This window comes from Streptococcus mitis SK564 (assembly GCF_000148525.1).
In the GTDB taxonomy this organism is placed as follows: Bacteria; Bacillota; Bacilli; order Lactobacillales; family Streptococcaceae; genus Streptococcus; species Streptococcus mitis_H.
Map to the genome: position 1 here is coordinate 163,903 of NZ_AEDU01000007.1, position 12,889 is coordinate 176,791.

The following is a 12,889-nucleotide window of genomic DNA, read 5'->3' on the forward strand; positions in this document are numbered from 1 at the left end:
TATGACAAAAAGACTTCTAGTATTAGAAGATGGCACAGTTTTTGAAGGCAAGGCCTTCGGAGCAGATATTGATGTAACAGGCGAAATCGTCTTTAATACAGGTATGACTGGCTACCAAGAATCCATTACAGACCAGTCTTATAATGGACAAATCTTGACCTTTACTTATCCTTTGGTGGGAAATTATGGAATTAACCGTGATGATTACGAATCCATTATTCCAACTTGTAAGGGAGTCGTTGTTTTCGAAGAGGCGCGTAGAGCAAGTAATTGGCGCAATCAAATGACGCTGGATGAATTTTTGAAAGCAAAGAAAATTCCAGGTATTTCAGGAATTGATACGCGTGCCCTTACCAAGATTATCCGTAAGCATGGTACTATGCGTGCAACCTTGACCCATGTTGGGGACAGTATGGACCATGTGACGGACCAGCTCCAAGCAACAGTTTTGCCGACAGATAATATCAAACAGGTTTCTACTAAAACGTCTTATCCAGCTCCAGGAGTTGGTTTGAGCGTGGTGCTAGTGGACTTTGGTCTCAAGCACTCAATCCTACGTGAACTTTCTAAGCGTAACTGTAACGTGACGGTTGTTCCTTATTCGACAACGGCTGAAGAAATTCTCCATCTCAATCCTGACGGAGTTATGTTGTCAAATGGTCCAGGTAACCCAGAAGATGTTCCACAGGCACTGGATATGATTCGCGGTGTACAAGGAAAAATTCCAATCTTTGGTATCTGTATGGGGCACCAACTCTTTGCAATGGCAAACGGGGCTAAGACCTATAAGATGAAATTTGGACACCGTGGATTCAACCATGCGGTACGTGAAATTGCTACAGGACGTGTGGATTTTACAAGTCAAAACCATGGTTATGCAGTTAGTCGTGAGGATTTGCCAGAACACTTGATTATCACCCACGAAGAAATCAATGACAAGTCAGTTGAAGGTGTGCGTCACAGATACCAACCTGCTTTCTCTGTTCAATATCACCCAGATGCAGCCCCTGGTCCACACGACGCTAGCTACCTATTTGACGAGTTTATCGAGATGATGGAAGCTTTTAAACAATCGAACTAAGAACGAGTAAAAGCTCGTCGGAGAATTTATTTAATTGAACACGGACGGAAAGCTCGGAATTTAGAGAAACCAATTTGGATTGTCAATCCTTCCTTGGTTTCCTAAAATTCAATCGCTTTCTATTCGTCCTTTGTATCTTATTTAATGTCGCTCTGTGAGGCGACGAATAGAAAGGCAGGTCGTTTCTTTTAGTCGCTATCAGGCGAACTAAAAACTCCCTGCACTAGATTTTTTACCGAAAAGTATCGTTTCGCTAAAAAATCGTCGGAGAATTTATTTAATGGCAACCTGAGAGTTGCCAAATAGAAAGGAGAAGATACATTGTTCGCGGAAGTGAACACGCCCTAAGAACTATGTGAAAAAGATAAACATCGTCTTGACGCTGAAGGCGTCTGCACCGAGTTTCCTATTTTCACTTTGTTCTTTACGGGCTTTGTATCATAAACTATGCCTAAACGTACTGATATTCAAAAAATTATGGTGATTGGTTCTGGTCCGATTATTATTGGTCAGGCTGCTGAGTTTGACTACGCTGGGACCCAGGCTTGCTTGTCCTTGAAAGAGGAAGGTTATGAGGTTGTCTTGGTTAACTCAAACCCTGCCACCATCATGACGGACAAGGAGATTGCGGACAAGGTTTATATTGAACCGATTACACTTGAGTTTGTGACACGTATTCTTCGTAAGGAACGTCCAGATGCCTTACTACCAACACTCGGTGGTCAGACAGGTCTCAACATGGCCATGGAATTATCTAAAAATGGTATTTTAGATGAACTTGGTGTTGAACTTCTGGGAACTAAATTATCTGCCATTGACCAAGCGGAGGATCGTGACCTATTTAAACAATTGATGGAAGAATTGGAGCAACCAATTCCTGAATCTGAAATTGTTAATACAGTAGAAGAAGCAGTTGCCTTTGCAGCAACAATTGGCTACCCAGTCATCGTTCGTCCAGCCTTTACCCTTGGTGGTACTGGTGGTGGTATGTGTGCCAACGAGGAAGAATTGCGTGAAATCGCTGAAAATGGTTTGAAATTGTCACCTGTTACCCAGTGTTTGATTGAACGTTCCATTGCCGGTTTCAAGGAAATCGAATACGAAGTGATGCGTGACTCAGCTGACAATGCTTTGGTTGTTTGTAACATGGAAAACTTTGACCCAGTTGGGATTCACACAGGGGATTCCATCGTATTTGCCCCTGCCCAAACCATGTCAGATTATGAAAACCAAATGCTTCGTGACGCAAGCTTGAGCATCATTCGTGCCCTTAAGATTGAAGGGGGATGTAACGTTCAGTTAGCTCTTGATCCACACAGCTTCAAGTACTATGTCATCGAAGTAAACCCTCGTGTATCGCGTTCGTCAGCCCTGGCATCTAAGGCGACAGGATATCCGATTGCTAAGTTGGCTGCCAAGATTGCAGTAGGTTTGACCTTGGATGAAGTTATCAACCCAGTTACAGGTTCAACCTATGCCATGTTTGAGCCTGCCCTTGACTATGTGGTTGCCAAGATTCCTCGTTTCCCATTTGACAAGTTTGAAAAAGGTGAGCGCCGTCTTGGTACCCAGATGAAGGCCACTGGAGAAGTCATGGCGATTGGTCGTAACATCGAGGAATCTCTTCTTAAGGCTTGCCGCTCCCTTGAAATTGGGGTGCACCACAATGAAATGCCTGAACTTGCAGCAGTTTCTGATGATTCCTTGATTGAAAAAGTAGTCAAAGCCCAGGATGACCGTCTCTTCTACGTATCAGAAGCCATTCGCCGTGGTTACACACCAGAAGAAATTGCTGAATTGACTAAGATTGATATATTCTATCTGGATAAACTCTTGCATATCTTTGAAATTGAGCAAGAATTGGGTGCCTATCCACAAGATCTAGAAGTCTTGAAAACAGCTAAACTTAATGGCTTCTCAGACCGTAAGATTGCTGAACTATGGGAAACTACAGCTGACCAAGTTCGCCAGCTTCGCTTGGAAAACAAGATTGTCCCAGTCTACAAGATGGTAGATACTTGTGCGGCAGAATTTGACTCTGAAACACCATACTTCTATTCAACCTATGGTTGGGAAAACGAGTCTATCAAGTCTGATAAAGAATCTGTACTTGTCCTAGGTTCTGGTCCAATCCGTATCGGTCAAGGGGTCGAGTTTGACTATGCAACGGTTCACTCTGTTAAGGCTATCCAGGCTGCTGGTTATGAAGCTATTATCATGAACTCAAACCCAGAGACTGTTTCAACAGACTTCTCTGTATCAGATAAGCTTTACTTTGAGCCATTGACATTCGAAGATGTTATGAACGTCATTGACTTGGAGCAACCAAAAGGTGTTATCGTTCAGTTCGGTGGTCAAACAGCTATCAACCTTGCGGAGCCATTGGCAAAAGCAGGTGTGACTATCCTTGGTACACAGGTCGCTGACCTAGACCGTGCCGAAGACCGTGACCTCTTCGAGCAAGCCCTTAAAGACCTGGATATTCCACAGCCACCAGGACAAACGGCTACCAATGAAGAAGAAGCAGTTCTTGCAGCTCGCAAGATTGGCTTCCCAGTTCTTGTCCGCCCATCTTATGTACTTGGTGGACGTGCCATGGAAATCGTTGAAAACGAAGAAGACCTTCGTTCTTATATGCGTACAGCGGTTAAGGCTAGTCCTGACCATCCAGTCCTTGTAGACTCTTATATCGTTGGACAAGAGTGTGAAGTTGATGCCATTTCAGACGGCGAAAATGTTCTCATTCCTGGTATCATGGAGCATATCGAACGTGCCGGTGTCCACTCAGGTGACTCAATGGCCGTTTACCCACCACAAACCTTGTCGCAAAAGGTGCAAGAAACAATCGCAGACTATACTAAACGCCTAGCAATCGGTCTTAACTGCCTTGGAATGATGAACATCCAGTTTGTCATCAAGGATGAAAAAGTCTATGTTATTGAGGTCAATCCACGTGCCAGCCGTACGGTTCCATTTCTTTCTAAAGTGACCAATATCCCTATGGCTCAGGTAGCGACCAAGCTCATTCTTGGTCAAAAACTTGAAGAACTTGGCTACCAAGATGGACTTTACCCTGAAAGCACTCGCGTTCATATCAAGGCACCTGTCTTCTCCTTTACCAAACTAGCTAAGGTAGACAGCTTACTTGGTCCTGAAATGAAGTCAACAGGGGAAGTTATGGGTTCTGATACGACTTTGGAAAAAGCTCTCTATAAGGCCTTTGAAGCTTCTTACCTCCACTTGCCAACTTTTGGTAACGTTGTATTTACCATCGCTGATGAGGCAAAAGAAGAAGCCTTGGACTTAGCTCGTCGTTTCCAAAATATTGGATATGGAATCCTCGCGACAGAAGGGACAGCAGCCTTCTTTGCTAGTCATGGATTGCAAGCCCAATCTGTTGGTAAGATTGGTGATGACGATAAGGATATTCCAAGTTTTGTTCGCAAAGGAAGAATTCAAGCTATTATTAACACAGTTGGAACCAAACGAACTGCAGACGAAGATGGTGAGCAGATTCGCCGTTCAGCCATTGAACACGGAGTGCCCCTCTTCACAGCCCTAGATACAGCTAATGCCATGCTTAAAGTATTGGAAAGCCGTAGTTTTGTCACAGAAGCGATTTAGTTGAGAAATATTTTCACGGTTAAAAAGCCAGCGTCAGAAAACGCTGGTTTTTACGATATTAGTGCAGGCTATTCAACTATCAGTTCTTCACTCAAGAATGATGATGAATTGTGATACAATAAGAATAAATTGGGAATGGCTTATGATGTTAATCGTTCCCCTTTTTTGTAATTCTAGTATATCAGAGTCAATATATATTTGCATGCTACTCCCTTTTGAAAAAATGGCTATTTCAGGTGAAAAAAACGACATTTCAGATTTTCTGTTCCAGAAATAGCTATCGCTATGATATAATTATTTTATGATTATTACTATTCCTATAAAAAACCAAAAAGATATTGGCACACCATCTGATTCAGTCGTTGTTCTCGGCTATTTTGATGGTATACACAAGGGGCATCAAGAATTATTTCGTGTTGCCAATAAGGCTGCGAGAAAAGATTTATTACCTATCGTCGTTATGACCTTTAATGAATCTCCAAAGATCGCTTTAGAGCCCTATCATCCTGATCTGTTTTTGCATATTTTGAACCCTGCTGAACGTGAGAGGAAACTAAAGCGTGAAGGCGTAGAAGAATTATATCTCCTTGATTTTAGTAGTCAATTTGCTAGTCTCACGGCAGAAGAATTTTTTGCAACCTATATCAAAGCTATGAATGCCAAAATTATTGTTGCAGGTTTTGATTATACATTTGGTTCTGACACAAAAACGGCAGAAGATTTAAAGGATTACTTTGATGGAGAAGTTATTATTGTCCCACCTGTAGAAGATGAGAAAGGAAAGATTAGTTCAACTCGTATCCGTCAAGCTATTTTAGACGGAAATGTGAAAGAAGCAGAGGAACTTTTGGGGGCACCGCTTCCATCCAGAGGGATGGTGGTTCATGGTAATGCTCGTGGTCGTACGATTGGTTATCCAACAGCGAATTTGGTGCTTTTAGACCGTACTTATATGCCGGCAGATGGCGTTTATGTCGTTGATGTTGAGATTCAAAGGCAGAAGTATCGTGCTATGGCTAGTGTCGGGAAAAATGTGACCTTTGATGGAGAAGAAGCACGTTTTGAAGTCAATATTTTTGATTTTAATCAAGATATTTATGGTGAAACCGTCATGGTTTATTGGCTTGATCGCATTCGAGATATGACCAAATTTGACTCAGTTGACCAATTAGTGGATCAGTTAAAGGCAGATGAAGAAGTTGCTCGGAATTGGTCTTAAGAGTTTGGGTAATTAAAAAAGAGGTTGTTTGTAACCCAAAAGATAGATGAATAAGTCTAACTTTTGAGGTCACTACACTACCTCTTTTTATTCTTTTTCAAAGGTGAATCCTTCTCCAAGGATTTCATGGGCTTCTGTAATAGTTATAAAGGCTTGAGGATCGATTCGATGAATCATTTCCTTCATTTTCACAATCTCATTTCTACCGACAATACAGTAAATGATTTTCAAATTTTCTTTACTATAGTAGCCTTGACCAGAAATAAAAGTAACTCCTCTTCCTAAGTCATCATTAATCGCTTTAGCAAGTTGGTCGGGACGTTTTGTGATAATCATAAAACCTTTACCAGCATAGCCACCTTCGCCAATCAAATCAATGACACGAGAAACGATAAAATCAAATAAGAGCGTGTAGGAAACCAATCTCAAGTCCTTGAAGATTAGGAGAATGAGCATGAGAATACAAAAATCTAAGATAAAGAGCAGTTTCCCCATGGATATATGAGTGTATTTATTGAGAATACGAGCTAGAATATCAGTTCCGCCCGTTGTACCTCCAGCATTAAAGATAATTCCAAGACCAATTCCCAATAGAATTCCCGCTATAAGTGCAGTAATCAGTAAATCACCTTGAAGATCAATATGAAGGGGAATACGCTCAAAAAAAGCCAACCAAGCTGACAAAGCTAAGGTTCCAAGCAAACTAGAATAGAGAGATTTTGCTCCAAATATTTTCCAAGCTAGTATGAAAAGGGGAATGTTAATCAGCAAGTTCATGAGCGAAACAGGGATTTTAAAAAGATAAAAGGTGATGAGGGTAATACCTGTCGCCCCTCCTTCAAAGAGATGATGGGGAACTACAAAATAAGTCAGTCCAAAAGCATAAATAGCAGCACCTAGTAAAATGGTTAAAATGGGGTAAATTTTTTTAATCATAGGACACCTCTTTTCTTATAAGTTGATTATATCAAATTTTTACGGAAAATTTGATTGACTCCATTAGGATTTTTAATCTTTTTTTGATATAATTAAAAGTAAGAAAACCAATCTGAATCCTAAAATAGAAAGATTGATACTATGACAAAAATTAAGATTGTAACCGATTCATCTGTTACTATTGAACCAGAACTAGTAAAGCAATTAGATATTACGGTAGTTCCACTATCTGTAATGATTGATAATGTTGTTTATTCTGATGCTGATTTGAAAGAAGAAGGTAAATTTCTTCAGTTGATGCAAGCAAGTAAGAATCTTCCTAAGACAAGTCAACCGCCTGTAGGTGTCTTCGCTGAAGTTTTTGAAGACCTATGCAAAGATGGTAGCCAGATTCTTGCTATTCATATGTCTCATGCTCTTTCGGGAACTGTAGAAGCAGCACGCCAAGGTGCCAGCCTATCTACTGCCGACGTGACAGTTGTTGATAGTTCCTTCACTGACCAAGCCTTGAAATTCCAAGTTGTTGAGGCTGCGAAATTAGCACAAGAAGGCAAAGATATGGCGGAAATTTTATCTCACGTTGAAGAGGTAAAAAAACATACGGAGCTCTATATTGGTGTTTCTACTCTAGAAAATCTAGTAAAAGGTGGACGAATTGGCCGTGTAACTGGATTGTTGAGCTCCCTTCTCAATATCCGTGTTGTCATGCAGATGAAAGACCATGAATTGCAACCAATCGTTAAGGGGCGTGGAGCTAAAACCTTTAAAAAATGGTTGGATGAGTTGACAACATCTCTCTCTGAACGTTCTGTAGCAGAGATTGGAATTTCATATTCAGGTAGTGATGACTTGGCGAGAGAAATGAAAGAAAGTTTACAAGCCTATGTTGAAAAACCAATTTCTGTTTTAGAAACCGGTTCTATTATTCAGACTCATACAGGCGAGAATGCGTGGGCTATTTTGGTACGTTACCATTCCTAAAAAAATAAAGAAAATGCGAATAAACAGCGTTTTTAACTTGACCTATAAGGAATTTTAGGATATGATTATATTTGTTAATTAGAAATTAATTTGGAGGAATCATTAACATGGCAAACAAACAAGATTTGATCGCTAAAGTAGCAGAAGCTACAGAATTGACTAAGAAAGACTCAGCAGCAGCAGTTGAAGCTGTATTTTCAGCAGTAGCTGACTACCTTGCAGCTGGTGAAAAAGTTCAATTGATCGGTTTTGGTAACTTTGAAGTTCGTGAGCGTGCTGCACGTAAAGGTCGCAACCCACAAACTGGTAAAGAAATCACAATTGCAGCTTCTAAAGTTCCAGCATTCAAAGCTGGTAAAGCTCTTAAAGACGCTGTTAAATAATCAGCCTTTAAAAAGCCTATTGTATCAAGCTTTCTAGCTTGGTCAGTAGGCTTTTTTTGTGTATAGGGGGCAAAAAAGGGGCAAAACATTATTTTCCCTTTGTTACTTGTTTTAGGATGATATCAATCTGCGTTCTCATTGTTTTATAAGAGTGATGAGTTTTTATTGTTTATCCGTAGGATGATCGACTATTTTAAATAATACTGTATTTCTAGCTTATACTCTTCTAAAATCTCTTCAAACCACGTCAGCTTCACCTTGGATTATATATGTGACTGACTTCGTCAGTCTTATCTACAACCTCAAAGCAGTGCTTTGAGCAACCTGTAGCTAGCTTCCTAGTTTGCTCTTTGATTTTCATTGAGTATTATTTGTCTCAAAATCAAACCTTGAAAGTGGATAATAACCTTCTCCGATACTTTATTGATTTTCAGCTGAAGTCATATTAAAAATATTTAAGTAGAAAGAAAAGTCATATACTGTCTATTGAGAATATTATAAATCAGATACAAAGACAGGTGAAACCTTCTGTGTTATACTAGAGATATGTTAGATTTGAAAGAATACGGTATTGTCATGTGGCCGGAGGAGAAAATCATTTCTTTCCGTGAGAAACTTCTCGCTTGGTATGATGAAAACAAAAGAGATTTACCTTGGAGGAGAAGTAAAAATCCTTATCATATCTGGGTGTCTGAAATTATGCTCCAGCAGACCAGGGTGGATACGGTTATTCCTTACTATGAAAGATTCTTGGACTGGTTTCCAACAGTAGAAAGTTTGGCGAATGCGCCTGAAGAACGTTTGTTGAAGGCTTGGGAGGGACTGGGATATTATTCTCGAGTTCGTAATATGCAGGCTGCAGCCCAGCAGATTATGATTGACTTTGGTAGTCAATTTCCAAACACCTATGAAGGAATTTCCAGTTTGAAAGGGATTGGTCCTTACACCGCAGGCGCGATTTCCAGTATTGCTTTTAACTTGTCTGAGCCAGCTGTAGATGGTAATGTTATGCGTGTTTTGGCCCGTCTGTTCGAAGTCAACCATGATATTGGGATTCCAAGTAATCGCAAAATTTTTCAGGCAATGATGGAAATCTTGATTGATCCAGAAAGGCCTGGTGACTTTAATCAAGCTTTGATGGACTTAGGATCTGATATTGAGGCGCCAGTTAATCCTAGGCCAGAAGAGAGTCCAATTAAGAACTTCAGTGCGGCATATCAGAATGGCACAATGGACCGTTATCCAATTAAGGCTCCCAAGAAAAAGCCTGTCCCAATTTATCTAAAAGCACTAGTTGTGAAAAATGCTCAGGGGCAATTTCTACTTGAAAAAAATGAGAGTGAAAAGTTGTTGGCAGGATTTTGGCATTTTCCCTTGATAGAAGTAGATGAGTTTTCGCAAGAAGAGCAGTTTGACCTCTTCCATCAGGTTGCAGAAGAAAGTGTGAACTTTGGTCCCAGTCCAGAGGAGAGTTTTCAGCAGGACTATGACTTAGATGTTGATTGGCTCGATGTTTATTTTGAGACTGTCAAGCATGTCTTTAGCCATCGAAAGTGGAATGTACAGATTGTAGCAGGTCAGGTGAGTGACTTTCATGATTTTTCAGATAGGGAAGTTCGCTGGCTTTCACCAGAAGAGTTCAAGGATGTTCCACTTGCCAAACCCCAACAAAAAATCTGGCAGGCTTATGCACAATCCAACTTAGACAGTAGCAAAGACTAGCTATTGTGTCTTCTTGCTATTTTTTTGGTATAATAGTAGAGAAAAAGGTGAACATATGAAAAAAATATTAATTGTAGATGATGAAAAACCAATCTCAGATATTATCAAGTTTAATATGACCAAGGAAGGTTACGAGGTTGTAACCGCTTTTAATGGTCGTGAAGCGCTAGAGCAATTTGAAGCAGAGCAGCCAGATATTATTATTCTGGATTTGATGCTTCCAGAAATTGATGGTTTAGAAGTTGCTAAGACTATTCGCAAGACAAGTAGTGTACCTATTATCATGCTTTCAGCTAAAGACAGCGAATTTGATAAGGTTATTGGTTTAGAGCTTGGGGCGGATGACTATGTAACCAAACCCTTCTCAAATCGTGAGTTGCAGGCGCGTGTCAAAGCTCTCCTTCGTCGCACGGACTTGGCTTCTGTAGATAATCAAGAATCAGATGAAAATAAAACTCAACCCTTGCAAATTGGGGACTTGGAGATTGTTCCAGATGCCTATGTTGCTAAGAAATACGGTGAAGAACTAGACTTAACTCACCGTGAATTTGAGCTTTTGTATCACTTGGCTTCTCATATCGGTCAAGTAATTACGCGTGAACACTTGCTTGAAACGGTCTGGGGGTATGATTATTTCGGAGATGTTCGAACAGTTGACGTAACCATCAGACGTTTGCGTGAGAAGATAGAAGATACACCAAGTCGTCCTGAATATATCCTAACACGTCGCGGTGTTGGTTATTATATGAGAAATAATGATTAAACTAATTAAAGATACAGTTTTAACCAGTGATTTTATCTTTATCCTCATTCTACTTGGCTTTATTTTAGTAGTGACCTTACTTTTGCTAGAAAATCGTCGGGATAATGTTCGGTTGAAGCAAATCAATCAAAAAGTTAAGGACCTGATTGCAGGAGATTATTCTCAGGTATTGGATATGCAGGGAAGCTCTGAAATCACTAATATTACCAATAATCTCAATGATTTATCAGAAGTAATTCGTTTAACCCAAGAAAATCTGGAACAAGAGAGTAAACGATTACATAGTATACTCTCTTATATGACAGACGGAGTCCTTGCGACCAATCGTCGTGGCAAGATTACCATGATTAATGACATGGCTAAGAAACAGTTAGGTGTTCAGAAAGAAGACGTTCTCAACAAGAGTATCCTAGAGTTGCTTAAGATTGAAGATGAGTATGAACTTCGTGATTTAATTACCCAAATTCCTGAACTCATCATTGATTCTCAGGATGCTAATGGTGAGTATCTGAGCCTTCGTGTTCGCTTTGCCTTGATTCGTCGAGAGTCTGGCTTTATTTCAGGTTTGGTGGCTGTTTTGCACGATACGACTGAGCAGGAGAAGGAAGAACGCGAACGAAGACTCTTTGTTTCCAACGTTAGTCATGAGTTACGGACACCCTTAACCAGTGTTAAATCCTATCTTGAAGCCTTGGATGAGGGAGCTTTGTGTGAAACCGTAGCACCAGACTTTATCAAGGTATCTCTAGATGAAACCAACCGTATGATGCGAATGGTGACGGATCTCCTCCATCTCTCACGGATTGATAATGCGACCAGTCACCTAGATGTGGAACTGATTAACTTTACTGCCTTTATTACCTTTATCCTCAACCGTTTTGATCAGATAAGAGGTCAGGATGAAGATAAGAAATACGAACTGGTGAGAGATTACCCAATTACCTCGGTATGGATTGAAATTGATACAGACAAGATGACACAGGTGATTGATAATATTCTCAACAATGCCATCAAGTATTCGCCAGATGGTGGGAAAATCACAGTGACTATGAAGACGACTGATGATCAGATGATTTTGTCTATCTCTGACCAAGGTTTGGGTATTCCTAAACAGGATTTACCACGTATTTTTGACCGTTTTTATCGTGTGGATCGTGCTAGAAGTCGTGCCCAGGGTGGAACAGGTCTGGGACTGTCTATTGCCAAAGAAATTATCAAACAGCATAAAGGCTTTATTTGGGCCAAGAGTGAATACGGTAAGGGATCAACCTTTACCATTGTGCTCCCTTATGATAAGGATGCAGTGAAAGAAGAAGTATGGGAGGACGAAGTAGAAGACTAGAATGAGTGAAACAGGCTTTAAATACAGTATTTTAGCGTCGGGTTCCAGTGGAAATTCCTTTTATCTGGAAACCCCAAAAAAGAAACTTTTAGTGGATGCAGGCTTATCTGGTAAGAAAATCACCAGCCTACTTGCTGAAATTAATCGCAAGCCCGAAGACTTGGATGCCATCTTGATTACCCATGAGCATTCAGATCATATCCATGGAGTAGGCGTTTTGGCTCGCAAGTATGGTATGGATCTTTACGCCAATGAAAAGACCTGGCAGGCTATGGAAAACAGCAAGTATCTTGGCAAGGTAGACTCTTCGCAAAAGCATATCTTTGAGATGGGCAAAACCAAAACCTTTGGAGATATTGACATCGAGAGTTTTGGCGTAAGCCATGATGCAGTCGCACCGCAGTTCTATCGCTTTATGAAGGATGACAAGAGTTTTGTCCTTTTGACAGATACAGGTTATGTCAGTGACCGTATGGCAGGGATTGTCGAAAATGCAGATGGCTATCTTATCGAGTCCAACCATGATGTAGAGATTTTACGAGCAGGTTCTTATGCTTGGCGACTCAAACAACGAATCCTATCGGATCTGGGTCACCTTTCTAATGAAGATGGTGCCGAAGCCATGATTCGGACGCTAGGAAATCGCACTAAGAAAATCTATCTTGGTCACTTGTCTAAGGAAAACAATATCAAGGAGCTAGCTCACATGACCATGGTCAATCAGCTAGCACAAGCTGATCTGGGAGTCGGAGTAGACTTTAAGGTTTATGATACCTCACCAGATACCGCAACACCATTGACAGATATATAAAAAGAAGGCGGGGGCCTTCTTTTTTAT

10 protein-coding genes are annotated in these 12,889 nt (G+C 40.6%); 9 read left to right on the plus strand and 1 reads right to left on the minus strand.

Translation table 11 applies throughout. The annotated features are described in order from the left end of the window. Window position 1 precedes the first annotated feature (1 nt). From SMSK564_RS05515 to SMSK564_RS05525, 3 genes are all read left to right on the plus strand, one after another. Window positions 2–1,081 (plus strand): carbamoyl phosphate synthase small subunit, encoded by a 1,080-nt coding sequence (locus tag SMSK564_RS05515; protein ID WP_000166853.1) that lies wholly within the window; start codon window positions 2–4, stop codon window positions 1,079–1,081. A 447-nt stretch (window positions 1,082–1,528) separates the two neighbouring features. Next, the gene (gene carB / locus SMSK564_RS05520; protein WP_001126420.1) at window positions 1,529–4,705 is read left to right on the plus strand and encodes a carbamoyl-phosphate synthase large subunit; all 3,177 of its coding nucleotides are present in this window, start codon (window positions 1,529–1,531) and stop codon (window positions 4,703–4,705) included. A gap of 301 nt (window positions 4,706–5,006) precedes the next feature. Then, window positions 5,007–5,924: a bifunctional riboflavin kinase/FAD synthetase gene (locus SMSK564_RS05525; RefSeq protein ID WP_000587440.1), complete on the plus strand. Its 918-nt coding sequence runs from the start codon at window positions 5,007–5,009 to the stop codon at window positions 5,922–5,924. Between the two features lie 87 nt (window positions 5,925–6,011). Here the strand turns inward: SMSK564_RS05525 and SMSK564_RS05530 are convergent, their stop codons facing one another. Further along, a complete protein-coding gene (locus SMSK564_RS05530; RefSeq protein WP_000592063.1) occupies window positions 6,012–6,860 on the minus strand; it encodes a YitT family protein in 849 nt (282 codons plus the stop codon). Window positions 6,861–7,001: 141 nt separating this feature from the next. Between SMSK564_RS05530 and SMSK564_RS05535 the strand changes: the two genes are divergently transcribed. The 6 genes from SMSK564_RS05535 to SMSK564_RS05565 all read left to right on the plus strand — a co-directional run bounded on the left by SMSK564_RS05535 (window position 7,002) and on the right by SMSK564_RS05565 (window position 12,862). Further along, window positions 7,002–7,841: a DegV family protein gene (locus tag SMSK564_RS05535; RefSeq protein ID WP_000161408.1), complete on the plus strand. Its 840-nt coding sequence runs from the start codon at window positions 7,002–7,004 to the stop codon at window positions 7,839–7,841. Between the two features lie 107 nt (window positions 7,842–7,948). Continuing rightward, window positions 7,949–8,224, plus strand: a complete 276-nt coding sequence (locus SMSK564_RS05540) for an HU family DNA-binding protein (RefSeq protein WP_001284642.1) — start codon at window positions 7,949–7,951, stop codon at window positions 8,222–8,224. A gap of 546 nt (window positions 8,225–8,770) precedes the next feature. Next, window positions 8,771–9,946, plus strand: coding sequence for an A/G-specific adenine glycosylase (mutY, locus tag SMSK564_RS05550; RefSeq protein WP_000886128.1), 1,176 nt, complete (start codon window positions 8,771–8,773; stop codon window positions 9,944–9,946). A gap of 55 nt (window positions 9,947–10,001) precedes the next feature. Then, window positions 10,002–10,709 carry a response regulator YycF gene (gene yycF / locus SMSK564_RS05555; RefSeq protein WP_000722071.1) on the plus strand — a complete coding sequence of 236 codons (708 nt, stop codon included), beginning with the start codon at window positions 10,002–10,004 and terminating at the stop codon, window positions 10,707–10,709. Continuing rightward, the gene (gene vicK, locus SMSK564_RS05560; protein WP_000593406.1) at window positions 10,702–12,051 is read left to right on the plus strand and encodes a cell wall metabolism sensor histidine kinase VicK; all 1,350 of its coding nucleotides are present in this window, start codon (window positions 10,702–10,704) and stop codon (window positions 12,049–12,051) included. The genes yycF and vicK overlap by 8 nt, the downstream gene beginning before the upstream one ends. Before the next feature lies 1 nt (window position 12,052). Continuing rightward, complete coding sequence (locus SMSK564_RS05565) at window positions 12,053–12,862, plus strand: MBL fold metallo-hydrolase (protein ID WP_000004961.1); 810 nt, start codon at window positions 12,053–12,055, stop codon at window positions 12,860–12,862. Window positions 12,863–12,889: the final 27 nt, after the last annotated feature.